Genomic DNA, 20,039 nt, shown 5'->3' on the forward strand with positions numbered 1-20,039 from the left:
CCTTTCACCCAAGGAAACATTCATGAAAAAACTATTTGTCGGCGCGTTGCTGCTGAGCACGGTCACCCTGGCCATGGCGCAGGCCTGGCCCACGGCCAAACCGATTCGCATCGTGGTGGCCTACCCCGCCGGCGGCGTGAGCGACACGGTGGCCCGAGCGCTGGCCGACAAGCTGGCTGTGCAACTCGGCACCCCCGTGGTCATCGAGAACAAGGCCGGTGCGAGTGGCAGCCTGGGCGTGGACGCGGTGGCCAAGGCGGCTCCCGACGGCTACACCCTGGGCTTTGCGGCGGTGAGCCCGCTGGCGCTCAATCCGCACCTGGGCAAGTCGCCGTTCGATCCCCAAAAGGACATTGCGCCGGTCGTGAGCGTGATGTATTCACCCGTGCTGCTGCTGGGCACATCCGCCAGCAAGGCGGCGGATTTCAAGGACCTCATCGCCGCCGCACAGGCCAAGCCGGGGGCTGTGCGCTGGGCGACCTCGGGGCAGGCGTCGCTGGGTCACATCATGCTGGAGCAGATCATGGGCAAAAGCCAGGTGCAGATCACCCATGTCCCCTACAAGGGCGGCGGCCAGCAGATGAACGACGCGCTGGGCGGCCAGTACGAGGTGTTGTCCTCCAACGCGGGCCCTGCCGTGCTGCAGCACATCAAGGCGGGCAAGCTCAAGCCGCTGGCGGTGGGCGCACCAGCGCGGCTCGACTCGCTGCCCCAGGTGCCCACGCTGGCAGAGCTGGGCCAGCCTGCAGCCAACCTGTCTTCCCTGTTTGGCATCTATGCGCCAGCGCAGACGCCTGTGGCCGTGCTGGAGCGCATCAATACCGAGGTGAACAAGGCGCTGGCCCTGCCCGACATCCGCAACAAGCTCGAGTCCACGGACAACGTACCGACCGGCGGCACGGCTGCCGAGTTCGCGCGCCAGATTGCGCAGGAGTCGGAGAACAACGCGCGCATCATCCGCGCGGCGGGTATCCAGGGAAATCAATGACCGCCTGAAAAACCACGGGCCCTGGATGACCAGGGCCCGTGCAGGCAAAGGTGTTTCTGGGACGAATCAGTCTTCGTTGAGGCTCTCGGCCCAGGTCAGTGCCTGCAGGTGGGCCCAGTTGACCTGGCGGTTGGACAGGTGCAGCGCATCGGCGTTCTTGGCAAAGGCCACTTCGTCGCCGCTTTCGCAGGCCTTGGTCAGTTCCAGGAAGGGCGCGAACACACCGGTGCCGCGCAGCAGGGCGTCCATCACGGGCTCGGGCAGTGCCACGGATTCGAGCGCCTTTTCAATCGGAACCCCCAGCATGGTGTCCAGCAGCGAGAACACGCCCACCACAAAGGCGTTGTCACATTCTTCGGGTGGCAGCAGCTCGGCGGCCAGCAGCTCCATCAGGCGGCCGCGCACCACGGCGGTCTGGCCCACGGCGGGGGGCGCGCCGCCGGCGCGGGACGTGGTCATGAGCAAGGCCGCCCAGCGGAACAGCTTCTTGAGGCCCAGGATCATCACCGCATGGCGGAACGAGGTGATCTCGCACGACAGGCCAAAACCGGAGGAGTTGATGAAGCGCAGCAGGTTGAAAGACAGCGTGGGGTCTTTCTTGAGCAGATCTTCGATCTCGGCCGTGCTGGCCTGTTTGCGCACCAGGTTGATGAGCTGGATGATCGTGGCCTGCGAGGGGCGGATGGTGGTGGCCTTCACCAGCGAAGGCTGGGCAAACCAGTAGCCCTGGAAGAGCTTGACGCCCAGGCCGCGCATCAGCTCGTACTGTTCGGCGGTTTCCACCTTTTCGGCCACCAGCGTGGCCTTGCTGTGGGTGGTGGAGAACTTGACCAGCGGCCCAGCCAGTTCAGGCTTGAAGGCCTGCATGTCGAGCTTGATGAAGGAGGCCATGGGCAACCAGCTGGTGTAGGCGCGCTTGAGGGCCTGCTGGTCGAACGCCAGGCGAAAACCGCGCGTGCGCAGGGCTTCCAGCGTGGGAATGCGGCCTTCGATCTCCTCGGGCGTGGCGCCGTCGGGTAGAGGGGGGACTTCCAGCACCACCTTTTCGGGGTGGATCAGTTCCAGGTGGCCGCCCGAGAGGCTGTCGTGCGTGCAGTTGATAAACACCGTCTTCTTGCCGACCAGGGCCTCGGTGCCGGCGTACGACAGGGCGTTGAACAGCAGGGCAGCGTCGCTGGCCGCTGTGTGAGCGTCGGAGGCGGTGGACCGGTCAAACAGCTCATAGCCATAGACAGCGCGGGATTCGTCCACGATGGCCTGGCGCGCAATGATGGCGATGTTCTCGTCTACAGGGTCAACCGCAGGCGATGCAGCTTCGGGGGCGTCTTGTTCAGGTGTGGTCGACATGGGGTCTGCTGGAGTGATGTGCTGGGGTCTGCAATGATTCTAGACCTGCACGTGGCGTGCGCCTATCAATCAATATGAGCTTCAGTCGGTGAGTTGGTCCGCCCAGGCCAGGGCTTGCAGGTGCGCAAAGTTGATCTGCTGGCTGGTCAGGTGCAGCAGGCCCGCCGTGCGGTCGAACACCACATCGTCGCTGGATTCGCAGGCTTCGGCCAGGGTCAGCAGGTCTCCCAGGAAGCCTTCTCGCCGCAGCAGCGCCGCCGCCACGGGCTCAGGCACGTTGAGCAGGCCGAGCGCGGATTCCATGGGCATGGACAGCATCACGTCCAGCAGCGAGAAGATGCCTACGACGAAGGCCTGGTCGGCTTCTTCGGGCGGAAGGGTTTCGAGCGCCAGCAGTTCCATGAGGCGGCCCCGCACCACGGCGGTCTGGCCCACAGACGATGGGGTGCCGCCCGTGCGCGAGGCAGTGAGCAGCAGCGCTGCCCAGCGGAACAGTTTTTTCAGGCCCATGAGCATCACGGCCTGGCGGAAAGACGTGATCTCGCGCGACAGGCCAAAACCTGCCGAGTTGATCAGCCGCATCAGGTTGAAGGCCAGGCCAGCGTCTTTCTTGAGCGTTTCTTCGATGTCATCGGTGCTGGCCTGTTTGCGCACCTGGTTGATGAGTTCAATGATGCTGGCCTGCGACGGGGTCAGCAGCTTGGCCTCGACCAGCGCGGGCCGTGCGAACCAGTAGCCCTGGAACATCTGCACGCCCTGGCTGGAGACCATGTCGTACTGCTGAGCAGTTTCCACTTTTTCCGCGATCAGTTCGGCCTGGCAGTGGCGCCCGGCGTAGCTGATCAGCACGGCCAGCTGGTCGGGCGCCAGTACCGAAAGATCCAGCTTGATGTAGTCCGCCAGCGGCAACCACGGGGCATACGCGGACTGCAACACCGTGTGGTTGAACGCCAGGTGAAAGCCCCGGTCGCGCAGCTCGGTCAAGATAGGCAGGCGCGTGGCGACTTCTTCGGCCGCAGTGTGGCCCAGTGGAGGAATTTCGAGCACCACCTTGTCGGGCTCCACGAGTTCGAGGTGGCCACCGGAAAGGCTTTCATGCGTGCAGTTCACGAAGATGAGCTTTTTGCCCACCAGCTCTTCAGTGCCAGCGTGCGAAAGGGCGGTGAAGACCAGGATCACGTCGGTGGCGGCCGTGTGTGCGGCGCCGCTGCGCGAGCGGTTGAACAGCTCATAGCCGACCACCACCTGCTGCGCATTCACGATGGCCTGCCGCGCGATCATGGCGACCGAGGACTGGTTGCCGGAGGGCGGTGCGGTGGGAGTGCCGGGGGCAGTGGGTGAAGTCATGGAGGGAGTATCGAAGAAAGAGGGGCCAGTGTCAGCGGGCGGGGCTGGCGCGGCAAATTGTAGGAGCCGATGCGGGCGCGCGCTGTAACCAGGAATTCAGACAGGGCTTGCATACATCGGGATGCGCCAGCCTTCTCGCCCTGGGACTGGCCGCTTGACGGAGCCTTGTTTTGCGCAAGCCATGTCAGATCTGCTGGAGCCAGCGCAGCTCGTTGTCAGTGAACCCGGCCTTGCGGCGGGCGGCTTCGTTGAACGGGGGTTTCAGGCGGGGGGCTTCGTACTGCTTGACCAGGGTGCCATAGTGGGCTTCAGGGTCTACCCCCTGGCGCTCGCACAGCCAGCGGTACCAGTGGTTGCCGATGGCCACATGGCCCACCTCGTCGCGCAGGATGGTGTCGAGAATGCCCACGGCGGCCAGCGCATCGGGCGTGCCCACTTGGCGCAGCTTGGCCTGAATCTGCGGCGTGGCGTCCAGCCCGCGCGCCTCCAGGGTGCGCGGCACCAGCGCCATGCGGGCCAGGATGTCGTGCTGGGTCTTCTCGCACATCGTCCACAGGCCCTGGTGGGCCGGGAAGTCGCCATAGTCATGGCCCTGGCTGCGCAGGTGATCGCGCAGCAGGCGAAAGTGCCGGGCCTCTTCCCCAGCGACCAGCATCCAGTCGGTGTAGTAGCTGCGGGGCATGCCGTCAAAGCGCCATACCGCGTCGAGTGCCAGATTGATGGCATTGAACTCGATGTGCGCAATGGCGTGGATCAAAATGGCGCGCCCCTGTGGAGTGGCCGGCGAACGGCGGGCGACGTCGGTATGGCGAAGCAACTCCGGCCGCTCGGGACGGCCAGGCAGTGCATTGGCGTCAGATGGAGGAGTGGGGGATTGTTCTGCTATCGAAAGAGTAGCTGATTGCGCTTGCAGATCAAGCGCTGCAGCTGCTTTTTGTTCAGGGTCTGCAAGGCACAAGACCTGCAGTGCACGGTGGCGAAGCTCCATCCTTACAATTCTAGGCCCTGCCATGCGGAACACGGCGCACGCTTTGTAACGTCTGGCGACCTCCCTGGGCCTGTGCAAACGCTGGCCTTTCCTCTTTTTTGGAGTGGTGCATGGCGATTTACGAACTCGATGGCATGGTGCCCCAGTTGGCGGCATCGGCCTGGGTGGCGGACAGTGCCCAAGTGATGGGCAATGTGGTGCTGGGCGAAGACGCCAGCGTCTGGTTCGGCACGGTGATCCGCGGCGATACCGAGACGATCACCATCGGCGCTGGCTCCAACATCCAGGATGCCAGTGTCTTGCATGCAGACATCGGCAAGCCACTGGTGGTGGGTGAGCGTGTGACGGTGGGCCACCAGGTCATGCTGCACGGCTGCACCATCGGCGACGAATCACTCATCGGCATTGGCGCCGTGGTGCTCAACGGCGCCAAGATCGGCAAGCATTGCCTGGTGGGCGCGGGCGCGCTGGTGACCGAGGGCAAGGAGTTCCCGGATGGCTCCATGATCATCGGCAGCCCTGCCAAGGCAGTGCGCGAACTGACTCCCGAGCAGATTGAAGGCCTGCGCCAGAGCGCCCAGCACTACATCGACAACGCGCGCCGCTATCACAACGGCCTGCACAAGCTCGCCTGAGCGGCGGCCACTTTTTTTCGTTGCTGCCGTCCACTTTTCTCCTGGAACCCCTGCGTGTCTGAACTCCACAAGTTTCTTTTCGACGGCCTGCCCGTGCGCGGCATGATCGTGCGCCTGACCGATGCCTGGACCGAAATCCTGCGCCGCCGCGCCAGCAACACCAGCACGGGTGCCTACCCTGCGCCCGTGAGCGAGCTGCTGGGCGAGATGGCCGCCGCCGGTGTGCTCATGCAGTCCAACATCAAGTTCAACGGCGCACTGGTGTTGCAGGTGTTTGGCGATGGCCCCGTAAAGCTCGCCGTGGCCGAAGTGCAGTCGGACCTGAGCCTGCGAGCCACGGCGACCGTGAACAGCGAGGTGCCAGAGGGCGCAGCCCTGAGCCAGATGGTGAATGTGGGCGGTGGCGGCCGCTGCGCGATCACGCTCGACCCCAAGGACCGCCACCCAGGCCAGCAGCCCTACCAGGGCGTGGTGCCGCTGTATGGCGACCGCCACGAGAAGCTGGAGCGCCTGTCCGACGTGTTGCAGCACTACATGCTGCAGTCCGAGCAGCTGGACACCATCCTGGTGCTGGGCGCCAATGACCAGGTGGCTGCAGGCCTGTTGATCCAGCGCATGCCGATCAAGGGCGAGGGCAATTTGGCCGCAGGCCTCACGCACCGCGAGAACGAAGACCAGATCGGCCACAACGAAGACTACAACCGGATCGCCCACCTGGCTGCCAGCCTCACGCGCGAAGAGCTGCTGACCCTGGACGTGGACACCATCCTGCGCCGCCTGTTCTGGGAGGAAAAGCTGCTGCGCTTCGAGCCCCAGCAGGGCGCCAGCGGCCCTCGGTTTGCCTGCACCTGCAGCCGTGAACGTGTGAGCAACATGCTGCGCAACCTGGGCGTCGAAGAAGCCGAGAGCATCCTCTCCGAACGCGAAGACATCGAGGTGGGCTGCGAGTTCTGCGGGCAGCAGTACCGCTTTGACGCGGTCGATGCCGCGCAGATTTTTGTGCCACCCACCGTCAGCCAGCCGCCGGGACCCACCGGCATCCAGTAGGGCATCCGGTAGGTCTTCCGGCGCCCGTCGCAGCCACGGCTGCCTGCGCTCCACGGGCCAGCCGACGTGCCGGGCGGATGACCATCGTTGACAATCGCACGCGCTTTATCACGCTGTGCGCCCCTAAGATGTCGCCTTCCACACGGCAGGTTCTCTGCAAGGCCACCCCAGGGGCAGGCCCGCAGCCGCACCGCTTTCTTGGTGTGGTGCTGCAAGTGCAAGAGGAGCTATGGGGTTACTACGCCGTGTGTTTGGGGGTGCCCGGGGGCAAGAGGCTGTGCCTTCCCTGGAGCTGTGCGACAGCAGCCGGGCTTCCGGCACGCAGGATTCGCTGCGCGCGGACACCGTGCTGGCGGCCCTCGACATCGACGCCGCTATCAATGCCCACGAGCGCTGGAAAACCCATCTCATGGACTACCTGGAAGGCCGCACCACCGAGGGTCTGGACCCTGCGGAGGTGCGCCGCAGTGACCGGGGTGCCCTCGGGCGCTGGCTGCATGGGGTGGGCGGTGAATTGCTGGGCGACCAGCCTGCGTATGCGGTGCTGATGGCACGCCACCAGTATTTCCACGAACAGGCCGCGATGCTGGTGGAGCTGGCCCAGCAGGGCGAGTGGGACAAGGCCGTGCAGGTGCTCCATGGCGGCTACCGCTATGGCTCCAGCCAAGTGGTGCTGCTGCTCAAGGAGCTCAAGCGCGGACTGGTGCAGCAGGCCTGATCTCATCCCTCTACCTCCATCCCCTCCACGTTGTTTGGGGATATGCCTCGGGTCGCGGGTTTTAGGTGGAGCCTGTGTCCCGCCCCATCAGTGCAGTGAAGAGTCGGTGTTCGCATTCGGGATCACTGCATTTTTCGCAGTTCCAGGCGCGCAGGCGGGGCGCTGTGCGGGTACTGGAGCCAGAATCTGAATCGAAATTGCCTCTGGCGCTTGATGGGTAAGTGCTAGAAGCTATGTTTTTTATAGCATTCAGCGCATTGGCAATGCGCTGCTCACCGTGGCCATACACAACGCGATAGCCCATACCCACTTGGGTCAGATCCGCACGCAAACGTGCATCGGCGGCTTCCTGTGCGGCCCGCTCGCTGGTGGGGCAGGGCAGATCCAGCCCCATGAGCAGAATCAGGCTGGCATCCACGACCCCCTCAGAGGGCAGGCCAGGGTTGCAGAGAATTTGCGCGGAGCCGGGGGCAAGTTGCGCGTGGAGCGCATCGCGCAGCGCCTGGGCCCCGGTGCCGGGCGCGCCGAGGAGAACAATTGTGGGCGGGAGGGGCACGGTGGCAGGGGGGCAGAAGGTGGGGCGTCGTCCCCAATCCACCATCAAGACATCCGAAGGGCAGTTTTTGGGGGCCGGGGCACTGAACCCCGGAGGGGTGAGCACAAGGACTCAGCGTGGCGTGAACTGCACGTAGACCTCGTTGGGCTTGACCATGCCCAGTTCGCTGCGCGCCTTTTCTTCCACCATGTCGAGCCCTTCCTTGAGGTCATGCACCTCGGACGACAAGCGCTCGTTGGCCAGCTTGGCCTGGTCATTGGCAGCCTTTTGCACATCGATTTGCCGCTGCATCTCGTTGACGCGCGGCACGCTGCCCCGCCCGAGCCAGAGCTGGGCGTGCAGCGCTGCCAGCAGGGCCAGCAGGATCACAGGCACAAGGCGGGAGCCCATGGCTCGCTCGGGCTGGATGGGGATCAGCGCAGGTTATAGAACGCAGCGCGGCCGGGGTACTGTGCGATTTCGCCCAGGTCTTCCTCAATGCGCAGCAGCTGGTTGTACTTGGCGATGCGGTCCGAGCGCGACAGCGAGCCGGTCTTGATCTGGCCCGCATTGGTGCCCACGGCGATGTCGGCAATGGTGCTGTCTTCGGTTTCGCCCGAGCGGTGCGAGATCACGGCGGTGTAGCCCGCGCGCTTGGCCATCTCGATGGCGGCAAAGGTTTCGGTCAGCGTACCGATCTGGTTGATCTTGATCAGGATCGAGTTGGCGATGCGCTTGTCGATGCCTTCCTTCAGGATCTTGGTGTTGGTCACGAACAGGTCGTCACCCACCAGCTGCACCTTGTCGCCCAGGCGTTCGGTCAGGTGTTTCCAGCCGTCCCAGTCGCCTTCGTGCATACCGTCTTCAATGCTGATGATCGGGTACTTGTCCACCCAGGCCGCCAGCATGTCCGTCCATTGCTGCGCAGTCAGCTTGAGGCCGCCTTCGCCTTCCAGCACGTAGTGGCCATCCTTGTAGAACTCGCTCGCGGCGCAGTCCAGGCCCAGGGCGATCTGTTCGCCCGCCGTGTAGCCAGCGGCTTCGATGGCTTGCAGGATCAGGCGGATGGCCGCCTCGTGGTTTTCAACGCTGGGGGCAAAGCCGCCTTCGTCGCCCACGGCGGTGCTGATGCCCTTGTCGTGCAGAATCTTCTTGAGCGCGTGGAACACTTCGGCGCCCCAGCGCACGGCTTCACGGAACGTGGGAGCGCCCACCGGGATGATCATGAACTCTTGCAGGTCCAGGCTGTTGTTGGCGTGCGCGCCGCCGTTGATCACGTTCATCATGGGCACGGGCAGTTGCACGCTGCCCATGCCGCCCAGGTAGCGGTACAGGGGCAGGCCGGACTCTTCGGCGGCAGCACGGGCCACGGCCATCGACACAGCCAGCATGGCGTTGGCGCCCAGGCGGCTCTTGTTCTCGGTGCCGTCCAGGTCGATCAGGGTCTTGTCCAGGAAGGCCTGCTCGGAGGCGTCCAGGCCCAGCACGGCTTCGCTGATCTCGGTGTTGATGTATTCCACAGCCTTGAGCACACCCTTGCCCAGGTAACGGCTCTTGTCGCCGTCGCGCATTTCAATGGCTTCGCGGCTGCCGGTGGAGGCGCCCGACGGCACGGCGGCCCGGCCCATCACGCCCGATTCGAGCAACACGTCGCATTCGACGGTGGGGTTGCCGCGGCTGTCCAGAATTTCGCGACCTACGATGTCAACGATTGCGCTCATTTTTTTCCTTTGGATAGATAGAGGTCAGACCGGGGCGTCAACGCCTTCGACCAGCACCATATTGAAAAACTCGGTCGCACCGGCGCGCTTGCTGCGCGCGGCACGGTACAGCTCGGCGTCGTAGAAAGCCTTGGCGGCATCGAAACTGGGAAAGCGCAGCATCGCCACGCGCGCGGGCGTCCAGTTGCCTTCCAGGGTCTCGAACTTTCCGCCGCGCACCAGGTATTCGCCACCGTGGGCCTTCACGGCTGCGGGCGCGGCCGCCATGTAGTCTTTGTACTGTTCGGGGTTTGACACTTTCATGTCCACGATGATGTAGGCAGCTGGCATGGGGTCGTCCTGTTAGTTGAAGTTGCTTTCGAGAAATCCGCTTTTCTTCGTGATGTCGTCCAGTGCCACCAGGGTTTCGAGCAGCGCCTTCATGTGCTTGAGCGGCACGGCGTTGGGGCCGTCCGACCAAGCCTCAGCAGGGCGGGGGTGGGTTTCCATGAACAGGCCCGCCACGCCCACGGCTACACCGGCGCGGGCCAGCACGGGCACCATGTCGCGCGCGCCACCACTCACGGCACCCAGGCCGCCGGGTTTTTGCACCGAGTGGGTGACGTCAAACACCACGGGCGCACCGGAGTTGCGCATCTCGGCCAGGCTGGTCATGTCGGCCACGAGGTTGTTGTAGCCAAAGCTCACACCGCGCTCGCAGGCCAGGAAGCGGTCTTCCGACAGGCCAACTTCGGCCGCTGCAGCCCGGGCCTTGTCGATGACGTTCTTCATGTCCCAGGGCGCCAGGAACTGGCCCTTCTTGATGTTCACCGGCTTGCCGCTTTGCGCCACCGCGCGGATGAAATCCGTCTGGCGGCATAGGAACGCAGGCGTTTGCAGCACGTCCACCACGCTGGCCACCTCGGCCACGTGCGAGGTGTCGTGCACGTCGGTCAGGATGGGCAGCTGCAGCTGGCGGCGCACTTCATCGAGGATCTTGAGGCCAGCGTCGATGCCGACGCCGCGCTTGCTGGTGCCGGAGGAGCGGTTGGCCTTGTCGAACGAGCCTTTGTAGATCAGCGGAATGCCCAGCGGCGCGCAGGCTTCCTTGAGCTGGCCTGCGACGTCGAGCGACATTTCCAGGCCTTCAATGGAACAGGTGCCCGCGATCAGGAAAAAGCGCTGGTCCAGGCCAACGTTGAATCCGCACAGCTGCATGCTTGAGTCCCCTTATGCTTTTTTTGCGGCTTGCTGGTGTTCCACTGCGGCCTTGATAAAGGCGTTGAACAGCGGGTGGCCGTTCCAGGGCGTGGACTTGAACTCGGGGTGGAACTGCACGCCGATGAACCAGGGGTGCACGGTTTGCGGCAGCTCCACGATTTCGGTGAGTTCTTCACGCTGGGTCAGCGCCGAGATCACCAGGCCCGCCTTGCGCAGCTGGTCCAGGTAGTTCACGTTGGCTTCGTAGCGGTGGCGGTGGCGCTCGGTCACCACGTCGCCGTAGATGCTGTGGGCCAGCGTGTCCTTGGACACGTCCGAGCTCTGCGCGCCCAGGCGCATGGTGCCGCCCAGGTCCGAGTTTTCATCGCGCTTCTTGATGGTGCCGTCTGCATCCTTCCACTCGGTGATCAGTGCGATCACGGGGTGGGGCGTGGTGGGGTCGAACTCGGTGCTGTTGGCGTTGGCCAGGCCTGCCACATGGCGGGCGTATTCGATGGTGGCCACCTGCATGCCCAGGCAGATGCCCAGGTAGGGCACCTTGCGTTCGCGGGCAAACTGCGCCGTGGCGATCTTTCCTTCCACGCCACGCTGGCCGAAGCCGCCGGGCACCAGGATGGCGTCGTACTTGGCCAGCTTGGCGGCCGCGTCGGCGCTGTCGATGGTCTCGGAATCGACATGGTCGATCTTCACGCGCACATGGTTGCGCATGCCCGCGTGGCGCAGGGCCTCGTTGACGGACTTGTAGCTGTCCGACAGGTCCACATACTTGCCGACCATGGCGATGGTGACTTCGCCCTGGGGGTGTTCGGTTTCGTACACCAGGTCGTCCCAGCGCTTGAGGCTGGTGGGTGGGGTGTTCAGACGCAGCTTGTCGCAGATCAGGCCATCGAGGCCCTGTTCGTGCAACATCCGGGGCACCTTGTAGATGGTGTCCACGTCCCACATGCTGATCACGCCCCACTCGGGCACGTTGGTGAACAGCGAGATCTTGGCGCGCTCTTCTTCAGGGATGCGGCGGTCGGCGCGGCACAGCAGGGCGTCGGCCTGGATGCCGATTTCGCGCAGCTTTTGCACGGTGTGCTGGGTGGGCTTGGTTTTCAGCTCCCCCGCTGCAGCGATCCAGGGCAGGTAGGTCAGGTGCACGAAGGCTGCGTTGTTCGGGCCCATGCGCAGGCTCATCTGGCGCACGGCTTCCAGGAACGGCAGCGATTCGATGTCACCCACGGTGCCGCCGATTTCGACAATGGCCACATCCACGGCATCCGGCGTGCCGATGCCGGCGCCGCGCTTGATGAATTCCTGGATTTCGTTGGTGACGTGGGGAATGACCTGCACGGTTTTGCCCAAGTAGTCGCCGCGACGTTCCTTCTCCAGCACGGACTGGTAAATCTTGCCCGTGGTGAAGTTGTTGGTTTTCTTCATGCGCGTTTCGATGAAACGCTCGTAGTGGCCCAGATCCAGGTCGGTTTCTGCGCCGTCGTCGGTCACGAAAACCTCGCCGTGCTGGAACGGCGACATGGTGCCCGGGTCTACGTTGATGTAGGGGTCAAGCTTGATGAGGGTGACTTTGAGTCCCCGCGATTCGAGGATCGCGGCAAGGGAGGCTGAGGCGATTCCCTTACCGAGGGAAGACACCACACCGCCGGTGACGAAGACAAATTTGGTCATGTCTTTTTTGGTGGTGGGAAATTGGGATTATAGATGGCACCCCGGCGACACCCCCGAGGGCAGGGTCACCCCCGTCTGCTAAATTCGCGCCATGAATGAGCTTGCTGGCAAACACATTGTTCTGGGTCTGAGTGGGGGCGTGGCTTGCTACAAGGCGGCCGATCTGTGCCGCCAGCTCATCAAGGAGGGCGCCACCGTGCAGGTGGTGATGACCGAGGCAGCTGAACAATTCATCACGCCGGTCACCATGCAGGCGCTGTCTGGCCGCACGGTGTACGGCTCGCAGTGGGATGCGCGCGAGCCCAACAACATGCCCCACATCAACCTGAGCCGTGAGGCCGACGCGATCCTGATAGCGCCATGTAGCGCCGATTTCATCGCGCGGCTGGTGCAGGGCAGGGCGGATGAGCTGCTCAGCTTGCTGTGCCTGGCCCGCCCTGCGCAGCGGGTGCCGTTGCTGCTGGCTCCGGCCATGAACCGCGAGATGTGGGCCCATCCGGCCACGCAGCGCAACCTGGCCCAGGTTGCGCAGGATGGCGCGGTGGTGCTGGGTGTGGGCAACGGAGACCAGGCTTGTGGCGAGACTGGGGATGGCCGCATGCTTGAGCCTGTGGAGCTGCTGGAAGAGTTGATTGCCTTCTTCGCGCCCAAGGTCCTGGCGGGGCGCAAGGTGCTGGTGACGGCGGGGCCCACTTTTGAGGCGATCGATCCTGTGCGTGGCATCACCAACCTCTCGAGCGGAAAGATGGGTTTTGCCATTGCCCGTGCGGCCCGCGAGGCCGGTGCCGAAGTCACTTTGGTGGCCGGGCCTGTGCATGTGCCCACGCCACGTGGGGTGCAGCGTGTGAATGTGCAGTCGGCCCAGGAGATGCTGGCGGTTGTACAGCGCCATGTGCAGGCGGCGTCGGTGTTCGTTGCCACCGCTGCCGTGGCGGACTGGCGGCCCGCCAGCCAGTCCTCCCAGAAAATCAAGAAAGACGGATCGGGCCAGACACCGGCACTGGGTTTCGTGGAAAACCCCGACATCCTGGCCATGGTCGCGAAGTCATCGCATGCCCTGGAGGGTGATCTCTTTTGCGTCGGTTTTGCTGCTGAAAGCCATGATCTGCTGGCCCACGCCACGGCCAAGCGTGCGCGCAAAGGGGTGCCGCTGCTGGTGGGCAACATTGGCCCTGCCACCTTTGGGCAGGATGACAATGCCCTGCTGTTGGTGGACGCCCAAGGGCACCGCGAGCTGCCCCGGGCTTCCAAGCGGGTGCTGGCCCAGCAGCTGATCGGGGAGATTGCGGCGCGGTTGTCCCCTGTGGGTTCCTAGAGGTCTTTGCCGGGAGGCCGTATGAAGACTGGTGCCACCAAGCCTGAATGGGATACGCCGCCCGATGGCGACTTTGCACGCTACGTGGAACGGCTGACCGCGCCTGCACCTGCCAGAGGTGTACAGGCTCCAGCCCCTGGCTCCACCACCGCCCAGAAGCCCGCTGGGGCGGGTGGGGTGCGCCCGGCGCCCCAGTCCGGTCCGCCGGATCTCGCTCTGGTTCTGAAGCCTTTACTGGGCGTTGTGCGTGCGGTGCGCGCCGTGCTGCTGGTGTTGATTGCCTTGCACGGGGTGGCGCTGTTCATGTTTAGTCAAGGGTCTTTGCCGGGGCTCGCGGTCATGGCGGCCACCTGGTGGGGGTTGGGGCGTTTGATCGACGTGGCTCCCAAGGCCCTATCATCCGCAGCCTTCGGGGCCGCGTCTGGCGTGGAGCCCTTGCAGGAGCGGCTGCGGCAAGTGGCCCAGCAGCGCACAACTGGAAAGAAGAAATAGCCGTGAAGATTGACGTGAAGATTCTGGATCCGCGCATGGCGGACCAATTGCCCACCTATGCCACCCCCGGCAGTGCTGGCCTGGACCTGCGCGCTTGCCTGGATGCTCCGCTCACCCTGCAGCCGAATGCCTGGCAACTGGTGCCCACGGGCATTGCCGTCTACCTCAAAGACCCCGGGTACGCCGCGCTGATCCTGCCGCGCTCGGGTCTGGGCCACAAGCATGGCATCGTGCTGGGCAATCTCGTGGGCCTGATTGACAGCGACTACCAGGGGCAGCTCATGGTGAGCGCCTGGAACCGCAGCAGCACCGCATTCACGTTGGAGCCCATGGAGCGGCTCGCACAGCTGGTGATCGTTCCGGTGGTGCAGGCGCAGTTCAATGTGGTGACTGAGTTTGCAGCGACGGAGCGGGGCGAGGGTGGCTACGGGTCAACCGGGAAGGCCTGAGCACCGGGCTGAATGGGGTCGTGGCAGGTTGGGGTTGTAAGACGCCGCTTACCTTTGGATGGGTTTGTTACTGACGCAGGCGCAGCCCCTGCGTCTACGGGACAGGGGGCTGGGGCGTTGTTCCAATCTAGGTATGCGCACCAAGGCCGGATTCCCTGCAAGCCGTGTGCACCCCCTGACTTTAGGAGTACGAAAATGCTGCAAATTACCCGTTCTTTCGCCATCGTTGGCGCCGTGGTCCTTGTGGGCTCGTTGGCCGCCTGCGGCCACAACCGATCGGCCCCCGCGCCACAATATTCGGGCGGCTACCAAACGGCGCCGGCCTACCCGAACAATCCGGCTGGCACGGAGTACGGTCGGGTTTCCAATATCGAAGTGCTGCAGGGGCGGTCGCAAGGCCAGACCTCCGGGGCTGGTGCTGTGATCGGTGCTGTCGTCGGTGGTGTTCTGGGCAACCAGATCGGCAAGGGCTCCGGTCGTGCCGCCGCAACCGGCGTGGGCATTGTTGGAGGCGCAGTAGCAGGCAATGCCATTGAGGGCCGCAACAACAGCCAGGAAGTACAGGGCTACCGCCTGTCGGTGCAACTCGATCACGGCGGCTACCGCGTCTACGACGTAAGCAGCCCCGGCGATCTGCGCATTGGCGACCGTGTACGCCTGTACAACGGCCAGATTTCACGCCTTTAATCGACCATTCGGGCTTGGCTAGGCTCTGAAAACCGTTCAGGGCCTTCCTTTCGCCCAGCTCAGTGGAGCAGGTTACTGCCAGGCGCCTGCGGCTGTACCCGAAAAAAGCCTGTGCCGGCGCTGCCCCGGCCAATTTCCTCTTCGGTGGCTTCCCGCACGGCCTGTACGGTCAACTGCAAGCGCAGCGCAATCCCCGCCAACGGGTGATTGCCGTCCAGGACCACATGCTCCGGATAGATCTCCGTGACCGTGTAGAGCCCCGTGCGGGGGGCATCGGGATTGCAGCCCTCGGGCAGCGCGGCGCCGTCAAACGTCATTCCCTCTTCGATCTCTGCCGGAAAAAGATCGCGTGGCTCCAGGAACAGCAGTTGGTCGTTGAAGTCACCAAACGCATCTTCGGGCTCCAGGTGCAACGCCAGCGTGGCACCGGGGCCGTGGCCTTGCAGGGCTTCTTCGATGCGGGGTAGAAGGTCGTCGCCGCCCACCAGAAACTCTACGGGATCGTCGAGCACATCCAGTTCTTCGCCAAGGGTGTCTTTCAGTGTCCAGGTCAGTGCGACCACACATTGTTGGGTAATTTCCATAGGAGAATTGTCGCAGTTTGACCAACGGCTCCGCAAAGGGGCAGACCAGTTCCCATGGATATCCAGCAACCTCTTACCCTGCTCGGTGGCCTGACCCCCGCCCAGTTCATGCGCCGCCATTGGCAGAAGAAGCCCTTGCTGGTGCGCCAGGCCATTCCCCAGTTTGCTCCCCCTGTGTTGCGGTCGGAGCTGTTCGCGCTGGCCGCCCAGGAGGGCGTGGAGTCCCGCCTCGTGCAACTGGCCAAAGGGGTGTGGAAGCTGCGCCATGGACCCTTTCAAAGGCGTGCCCTGCCTGCGCTCCAGCAGCCCGATTGGACTTTGCTGGTGCAGGGCGTTGACCTGCACAACGACGCCGTGCATGCGCTGATGCAGCAGTTCCGGTTTGTGCCGGAGGCGCGGCTTGATGACCTCATGATCAGTTATGCGTCCGACGGCGGTGGTGTGGGCCCGCATTTCGACAGTTACGACGTCTTTCTGTTGCAGGCCCACGGAACGCGGCGTTGGCGCATTGGCCGCCAGAAGGATCTCACGCTGCGCGAAGGTATTCCCCTCAAAGTGCTGGCGCAGTTCGAGCCTGAAGAGGAGTACCTGCTGGAGCCGGGCGACATGCTGTACCTGCCGCCGCGTTATGCCCACGATGGCATCGCCGAGGGCGAATGCATGACTTATTCGATCGGCTTTAAGGTGCCGTCCCGCGCCGAACTGGGCCAGGAATTGTTGGTGCGCCTGGCCGAGGATGCTGCGGATCAAGACAAGCCCCTGCTGTACCGCGATGCCCAGCAGGAAGCTGTGTCTCAACCTGCGGCCATTCCGGCGGGTTTGCAGGACTTTGCGCGGGATGCTTTGAGCCGCGCACTGGCGCAGCCCCTTGTTTTGGAGCGCGCACTGGGGGAGTATCTGACTGAGCCCAAGCCGAATGTGTGGTTCGAACCCGGCGATACAGGCGTGATGCTGGAAGGGGTGCGCCTGGACCGCCGCAGCCGCATGATGTACGACACGCACCATGTGTTCATCAATGGCGAGAGCTACCGCGCAGCAGGCCGCGATGCGACGCTAATGCGCCGGCTGGCTGATGAACGTCAGTTGACCGCCCGCGAGCTTGCGCGCGCCAGTGACGACGCGCTGGAACTGCTGTCGTCCTGGTGTGATGCGGGCTGGGCCCACGTCTGGGCTGGATAGATCGAAGCACGCCGGGAGACACCGCCATGACCGAGACTTCTGCCAGTTCCGCCGATTCGCGGCCCGATCTCCCGGTGGGTCGTTTCAGCAGCCGTGAAGCGTTTCAGCAAATGGTGCGCGACGCGATTGCCACAGCCGCCCGGGATGGCTGGAAGGAAATTGTGATCAGCGATGCGAATTTCCATGACTGGCCCCTGGGCGAACGCAGTGTGGTGGAGGCCTTGCAGGATTGGGCCCATGGAAGTCGGCGTTTCACCATGCTGGCGTGCAGCTACGATGATGTGATCCGTCGGCACGCGCGTTTTGTGCGTTGGCGGGGCACCTGGGACCACATCATCAATTGCCGTCGCAGCCCGGCGGCTGATCCACTGGATATTCCCAGTGCATTGTGGTCCCCGCACTGGGTGATGCAACGGCTGGACCCGGAGCGGTGCGTGGGGGTTGCAGGCTTTGAACCAGATCGCCGTGTGCTGCTGCGCGAGACGCTCAACGAGTGGGTGCGCAGCAAAAGCACGCCCGGTTTCCCCGCATCGACGCTGGGGTTATGAGCCAAATGCGCGCTTTGCGCCTTGTCAATTGGGCGTAAAGGTTTCGTCAGTGTTAGTCTGTATTGACTAAATACCAATATAATCAGCGGCTGCGCCGAAAAGGTGCAAGCCAAGCGCATTGTGCCAAAGCGTACCGGGGCTTCCAAAAAGCCTGACGCCGTGGCTTTTCAAGATTCTGTCTGTCCAACTAGGAAAATCGAAATGAAGAACTCTCTCGTTCTGGCCGCCCTGATCGCCGCTGCTGCACTCGCCGCTTGTGGCAAGAAGGAAGAGCCCGCTCCTGCTCCAGCACCAGCTGCCGTGGAAGCCCCAGCTCCAGCACCCGCACCAGCTCCTGCCGCTTCTGAAGCCGCTCCTGCCGCTTCCGACGCTGCCTCGGCTCCTGCTGCCGATGCTGCCAAGGCTGCCGCTGACGCTGCTGCCACCGCTGCTACTGGCGCTTCCGCAGCCAAGTAATTCGCTGCAGGCCGCAGCAGGTTGCAAAACCTGCTATCGACCGAGAGCCCCGCACCGCAAGGTCGGGGCTTTTTCTTTTTTGGGGCGTTTTCCTTCCCCGGAGTTGGTCGTTTGCGGCGTGACCGGAGTCACTTCATCCTGCAACTGCAAGCCAGGGCGTTCCCACCGTTGGGCTGGCGACGGTGATTTCCTCGGCGGACCACTCCAGTGCAAGGCCTAGCGCCTGTTGAGCGAGGCTGGGTGCATTGTTCTGTGCGCTCAGGTGGGCGGCCACCACACGCTGCAGGCCAGGGTGCCGCACGGCACGCAGGATGTCGGCTGTCGCAAAATTGGCCAAGTGCCCATACGGTCCCCCGACGCGGCGTTTCAAGAAGGTCGGATACCGGGATGCTTCGAGCATTGCGGGGTCGTGGTTGGCTTCAATCATCAACGCATGGCAGCCTTGTAGTTGCTGCAGAACATGGTCGCTGGCGTGGCCCAGGTCGGTGAGCACACCTAGGTGGGATGCGCCGTCCGAGCAGCGCAGCTGCAGCGGCTCGCGCGCATCATGGGGCACCGTGAAGGGCAGGGCGCTGAAGGTGCCGAGGTCCAGAGCCTCCATGTCGTGTGCGATGCGCAGCATGCCATCAAAGTCGGGGGCTCCGAGGGCGGCGTAGGTGCCCTGGCTCATCCATACCGGGATGCGGTAGCGCACGGCCACGGCCAGTGCACAGCCGATGTGGTCCGAGTGTTCGTGGGTGATGAAGACGGCATCCAGGTCTTCGATCTGCAACTGCGCTTGCGCCAGGCGGGTCTGCAGTTGCCGGATGCCGAATCCGCAATCGATCAGCAGGCGGCGTACCTGTGTGCCGCTGCTGCCTTCCACCACCGTGGCATTGCCCGTGCTGCCGCTACCCAGGTTCTTGAAACGCAGCATGTCGTGGTTGAAGGCGCTTGCCGCGCAGCACCTCTGTAGCCTGGACCCCGGGCCCAGTCAGGGGGAGCGAAGAGGCGCGCGGTTCGTCGCTTATTTCAGATCGTCGGCAATCACGCGGACGATGCGCTCGGCATTGGCGGACGATTCGGGGACGCCGGCTTCGTTGAGCACCGATACCGTGGTGGACTCCCCTTGGCTGCGCACCAGAATGCGGTACTTGAGTGGAGGTGTGGCGTTGGACGAGCTGAAGAGTTTGCCGAAGAACCCTGGCTCCTTCTTCTCGGCATTGGGAGCCACATAGCGCACAAAGTAGGTGCCTTCATTGCGATTGCGGTCTTCCACCGTGAAGCCGGTGCGGTCCAGGGCCAGGCCGATGCGGCGCCATGCGCGGTCAAAACCCTCGTCAAGCTGGACCACGGGTTTGTTGTCTACCGTGGCCATGCGGGCCGACTGAGCGCGTGGGGCGGGGGCAGCAGCCACTGCCTTGGACTGCTCTTGGCTCACGCCCAGCTTGACCATCAGGCGGCGCAGGAATTCGGTTTCGAGTTCCGGGTCGGAGGGGCGGGGTTGCCACACGGTGCTGTCTTTGGAAACGTTGCCGTAGACCTCAATCATGCCGCGGTGGGTGATGTAGATCTCGGTGCCGCCATTGGCGTTGCGCTCCAGGCGCGTGCGGAACTTGTCGCGTTCACCGGTGGAGTACAGCGAGTCGAGCAGCTTGCCCAGGGTCGATCGGATGAAATCCTGCGGCAGCTTGGCGCGGTTTTCGGCCCAGTCGGTTTCCATGATGCCCACGTTGGCGTCTGCCTGCGCCAGGTTGAAGCCGCTTTCCTGCCAGAAGTCGCGCACGGGTTCCCAGAGCTTGTCGGCCGGGCGGTTGACCACCAGCCAGCGCTGGTTGCCGTCGCGCTCGATGCGCACGTCGCCCAGTTGCAGGGCTGCGGCGTTGGCGGTGCCCGATGGCTGAGCAGCCTGGCCGGCCTGCATGGCGGCGGCCGAGACGGCGCCGCCTGGGACGTTGTAGCGTGAATCACGCGACAGCTGGGTCAGGTCTGGCGGGACTTCCAGGGTCGAGCCTTTGGTCGCGCTCTTGTAGTCGATCTTGTCGCCCTCCAGGGCGGCACAGGCAGACAGGGCCATGGCAAGGGCCAGCAGGCTCAGGCGGGTGGTAGCAGCTTTCACGCGGAAATCCTTGGAGAGTGTCTCGGGGAGCGGGCGC

General features: G+C 63.9%; 23 protein-coding genes. 11 read left to right on the top strand and 12 right to left on the bottom strand.

All coding sequences use genetic code 11. The features are described from left to right. Positions 1-22: 22 nt before the first annotated feature. Entirely contained in the window at positions 23-988 is a 966-nt protein-coding gene (locus tag KW832_RS15695; RefSeq protein WP_218300614.1) for a tripartite tricarboxylate transporter substrate binding protein, read from the top strand. Between the two features lie 66 nt (positions 989-1,054). On the opposite strand, the gene KW832_RS15700 is transcribed toward KW832_RS15695, so the two are convergent. The 3 genes from KW832_RS15700 to KW832_RS15710 form a co-directional block, all read right to left on the bottom strand. Next, the gene (locus tag KW832_RS15700) at positions 1,055-2,335 is read right to left on the bottom strand and encodes an EAL and HDOD domain-containing protein (protein WP_218300615.1); all 1,281 of its coding nucleotides are present in this window, start codon (positions 2,333-2,335) and stop codon (positions 1,055-1,057) included. Between the two features lie 81 nt (positions 2,336-2,416). Beyond that, positions 2,417-3,682, bottom strand: a complete 1,266-nt coding sequence (locus KW832_RS15705; RefSeq protein ID WP_121505827.1) for an EAL and HDOD domain-containing protein — start codon at positions 3,680-3,682, stop codon at positions 2,417-2,419. 184 nt (positions 3,683-3,866) lie between these two features. Continuing rightward, positions 3,867-4,670 (bottom strand): ferritin-like domain-containing protein, encoded by an 804-nt coding sequence (locus tag KW832_RS15710; RefSeq protein ID WP_218300616.1) that lies wholly within the window; start codon positions 4,668-4,670, stop codon positions 3,867-3,869. A gap of 110 nt (positions 4,671-4,780) precedes the next feature. Between KW832_RS15710 and KW832_RS15715 the strand changes: the two genes are divergently transcribed. The 3 genes from KW832_RS15715 to KW832_RS15725 all read left to right on the top strand — a co-directional run bounded on the left by KW832_RS15715 (position 4,781) and on the right by KW832_RS15725 (position 7,070). Then, the gene (locus KW832_RS15715; protein ID WP_121420685.1) at positions 4,781-5,305 is read left to right on the top strand and encodes a gamma carbonic anhydrase family protein; all 525 of its coding nucleotides are present in this window, start codon (positions 4,781-4,783) and stop codon (positions 5,303-5,305) included. Between the two features lie 54 nt (positions 5,306-5,359). Continuing rightward, complete coding sequence (locus KW832_RS15720; RefSeq protein WP_121420684.1) at positions 5,360-6,352, top strand: Hsp33 family molecular chaperone HslO; 993 nt, start codon at positions 5,360-5,362, stop codon at positions 6,350-6,352. A 229-nt stretch (positions 6,353-6,581) separates the two neighbouring features. After that, complete coding sequence (locus KW832_RS15725; RefSeq protein ID WP_121420683.1) at positions 6,582-7,070, top strand: CZB domain-containing protein; 489 nt, start codon at positions 6,582-6,584, stop codon at positions 7,068-7,070. Positions 7,071-7,131: 61 nt separating this feature from the next. Here KW832_RS15725 and KW832_RS15730 read toward each other — a convergent pair whose 3' ends face one another. The 6 genes from KW832_RS15730 to KW832_RS15755 form a co-directional block, all read right to left on the bottom strand. Next, complete coding sequence (locus KW832_RS15730) at positions 7,132-7,626, bottom strand: hypothetical protein (protein WP_218300617.1); 495 nt, start codon at positions 7,624-7,626, stop codon at positions 7,132-7,134. 111 nt (positions 7,627-7,737) lie between these two features. Then, positions 7,738-8,016, bottom strand: a complete 279-nt coding sequence (locus KW832_RS15735) for a septum formation initiator family protein (RefSeq protein ID WP_121420682.1) — start codon at positions 8,014-8,016, stop codon at positions 7,738-7,740. Between the two features lie 23 nt (positions 8,017-8,039). Next, entirely contained in the window at positions 8,040-9,326 is a 1,287-nt protein-coding gene (eno, locus tag KW832_RS15740) for a phosphopyruvate hydratase (protein ID WP_108626910.1), read from the bottom strand. Positions 9,327-9,350: 24 nt separating this feature from the next. Further along, positions 9,351-9,656, bottom strand: coding sequence for a DUF1330 domain-containing protein (locus KW832_RS15745; protein ID WP_121420681.1), 306 nt, complete (start codon positions 9,654-9,656; stop codon positions 9,351-9,353). A gap of 12 nt (positions 9,657-9,668) precedes the next feature. Further along, positions 9,669-10,523, bottom strand: coding sequence for a 3-deoxy-8-phosphooctulonate synthase (gene kdsA / locus KW832_RS15750; protein WP_218300618.1), 855 nt, complete (start codon positions 10,521-10,523; stop codon positions 9,669-9,671). 12 nt (positions 10,524-10,535) lie between these two features. After that, complete coding sequence (locus KW832_RS15755) at positions 10,536-12,194, bottom strand: CTP synthase (protein ID WP_108496941.1); 1,659 nt, start codon at positions 12,192-12,194, stop codon at positions 10,536-10,538. A 91-nt stretch (positions 12,195-12,285) separates the two neighbouring features. On the opposite strand from KW832_RS15755, the gene coaBC reads away from it, so the two are divergent. The 4 genes from coaBC (at position 12,286) to KW832_RS15775 (ending at position 15,137) form a co-directional block, all read left to right on the top strand. Then, the gene (coaBC, locus tag KW832_RS15760) at positions 12,286-13,509 is read left to right on the top strand and encodes a bifunctional phosphopantothenoylcysteine decarboxylase/phosphopantothenate--cysteine ligase CoaBC (RefSeq protein WP_218300619.1); all 1,224 of its coding nucleotides are present in this window, start codon (positions 12,286-12,288) and stop codon (positions 13,507-13,509) included. Positions 13,510-13,530: 21 nt separating this feature from the next. Then, the gene (locus KW832_RS25705; RefSeq protein WP_228899421.1) at positions 13,531-14,001 is read left to right on the top strand and encodes a hypothetical protein; all 471 of its coding nucleotides are present in this window, start codon (positions 13,531-13,533) and stop codon (positions 13,999-14,001) included. Between the two features lie 2 nt (positions 14,002-14,003). Further along, on the top strand, positions 14,004-14,450 hold the full coding sequence (dut, locus tag KW832_RS15770) for a dUTP diphosphatase (protein ID WP_121505833.1): 447 nt from the start codon (positions 14,004-14,006) through the stop codon (positions 14,448-14,450). Positions 14,451-14,645: 195 nt separating this feature from the next. After that, complete coding sequence (locus tag KW832_RS15775) at positions 14,646-15,137, top strand: glycine zipper 2TM domain-containing protein (protein WP_218300620.1); 492 nt, start codon at positions 14,646-14,648, stop codon at positions 15,135-15,137. 59 nt (positions 15,138-15,196) lie between these two features. Here the strand turns inward: KW832_RS15775 and KW832_RS15780 are convergent, their stop codons facing one another. Beyond that, complete coding sequence (locus KW832_RS15780; protein ID WP_121420676.1) at positions 15,197-15,721, bottom strand: peptidylprolyl isomerase; 525 nt, start codon at positions 15,719-15,721, stop codon at positions 15,197-15,199. A 54-nt stretch (positions 15,722-15,775) separates the two neighbouring features. On the opposite strand from KW832_RS15780, the gene KW832_RS15785 reads away from it, so the two are divergent. From KW832_RS15785 to KW832_RS15795, 3 genes are all read left to right on the top strand, one after another. After that, positions 15,776-16,900, top strand: a complete 1,125-nt coding sequence (locus tag KW832_RS15785) for a JmjC domain-containing protein (RefSeq protein ID WP_218300621.1) — start codon at positions 15,776-15,778, stop codon at positions 16,898-16,900. Positions 16,901-16,926: 26 nt separating this feature from the next. Continuing rightward, positions 16,927-17,448 (top strand): hypothetical protein, encoded by a 522-nt coding sequence (locus KW832_RS15790; RefSeq protein WP_218300622.1) that lies wholly within the window; start codon positions 16,927-16,929, stop codon positions 17,446-17,448. Between the two features lie 201 nt (positions 17,449-17,649). Next, entirely contained in the window at positions 17,650-17,904 is a 255-nt protein-coding gene (locus KW832_RS15795) for a hypothetical protein (protein WP_082437568.1), read from the top strand. Positions 17,905-18,037: 133 nt separating this feature from the next. On the opposite strand, the gene KW832_RS15800 is transcribed toward KW832_RS15795, so the two are convergent. Together KW832_RS15800 and bamC are read right to left on the bottom strand one after the other, a co-directional pair. After that, the gene (locus KW832_RS15800; RefSeq protein WP_218300623.1) at positions 18,038-18,820 is read right to left on the bottom strand and encodes an MBL fold metallo-hydrolase; all 783 of its coding nucleotides are present in this window, start codon (positions 18,818-18,820) and stop codon (positions 18,038-18,040) included. 90 nt (positions 18,821-18,910) lie between these two features. Next, a complete protein-coding gene (bamC, locus tag KW832_RS15805; protein ID WP_082437569.1) occupies positions 18,911-20,002 on the bottom strand; it encodes an outer membrane protein assembly factor BamC in 1,092 nt (363 codons plus the stop codon). Positions 20,003-20,039 lie beyond the last annotated feature (37 nt).

This window comes from Acidovorax sp. sif0632 (assembly GCF_019218805.1).
GTDB lineage: Bacteria > Pseudomonadota > Gammaproteobacteria > Burkholderiales > Burkholderiaceae_C > Acidovorax > Acidovorax facilis.

Bases quoted from the DNA above. Each gene is read 5' to 3' on its own strand.
- kdsA (WP_218300618.1), bottom strand. From the start codon at position 10,523: ATGCAGCTGTGCGGATTCAACGTTGGCCTGGACCAGCGCTTTTTCCTG.
- KW832_RS15800 (WP_218300623.1), bottom strand. From the start codon at position 18,820: ATGCTGCGTTTCAAGAACCTGGGTAGCGGCAGCACGGGCAATGCCACG.
- KW832_RS15715 (WP_121420685.1), top strand. From the start codon at position 4,781: ATGGCGATTTACGAACTCGATGGCATGGTGCCCCAGTTGGCGGCATCG.
- KW832_RS15695 (WP_218300614.1), top strand. From the start codon at position 23: ATGAAAAAACTATTTGTCGGCGCGTTGCTGCTGAGCACGGTCACCCTG.
- KW832_RS15700 (WP_218300615.1), bottom strand. From the start codon at position 2,335: ATGTCGACCACACCTGAACAAGACGCCCCCGAAGCTGCATCGCCTGCG.
- KW832_RS15775 (WP_218300620.1), top strand. From the start codon at position 14,646: ATGCTGCAAATTACCCGTTCTTTCGCCATCGTTGGCGCCGTGGTCCTT.
- KW832_RS25705 (WP_228899421.1), top strand. From the start codon at position 13,531: ATGAAGACTGGTGCCACCAAGCCTGAATGGGATACGCCGCCCGATGGC.
- KW832_RS15735 (WP_121420682.1), bottom strand. From the start codon at position 8,016: ATGGGCTCCCGCCTTGTGCCTGTGATCCTGCTGGCCCTGCTGGCAGCG.
- KW832_RS15705 (WP_121505827.1), bottom strand. From the start codon at position 3,682: ATGACTTCACCCACTGCCCCCGGCACTCCCACCGCACCGCCCTCCGGC.
- eno (WP_108626910.1), bottom strand. From the start codon at position 9,326: ATGAGCGCAATCGTTGACATCGTAGGTCGCGAAATTCTGGACAGCCGC.
- KW832_RS15710 (WP_218300616.1), bottom strand. From the start codon at position 4,670: ATGGAGCTTCGCCACCGTGCACTGCAGGTCTTGTGCCTTGCAGACCCT.
- coaBC (WP_218300619.1), top strand. From the start codon at position 12,286: ATGAATGAGCTTGCTGGCAAACACATTGTTCTGGGTCTGAGTGGGGGC.
- KW832_RS15795 (WP_082437568.1), top strand. From the start codon at position 17,650: ATGAAGAACTCTCTCGTTCTGGCCGCCCTGATCGCCGCTGCTGCACTC.
- KW832_RS15785 (WP_218300621.1), top strand. From the start codon at position 15,776: ATGGATATCCAGCAACCTCTTACCCTGCTCGGTGGCCTGACCCCCGCC.
- KW832_RS15780 (WP_121420676.1), bottom strand. From the start codon at position 15,721: ATGGAAATTACCCAACAATGTGTGGTCGCACTGACCTGGACACTGAAA.
- KW832_RS15725 (WP_121420683.1), top strand. From the start codon at position 6,582: ATGGGGTTACTACGCCGTGTGTTTGGGGGTGCCCGGGGGCAAGAGGCT.
- KW832_RS15790 (WP_218300622.1), top strand. From the start codon at position 16,927: ATGACCGAGACTTCTGCCAGTTCCGCCGATTCGCGGCCCGATCTCCCG.
- KW832_RS15755 (WP_108496941.1), bottom strand. From the start codon at position 12,194: ATGACCAAATTTGTCTTCGTCACCGGCGGTGTGGTGTCTTCCCTCGGT.
- KW832_RS15745 (WP_121420681.1), bottom strand. From the start codon at position 9,656: ATGCCAGCTGCCTACATCATCGTGGACATGAAAGTGTCAAACCCCGAA.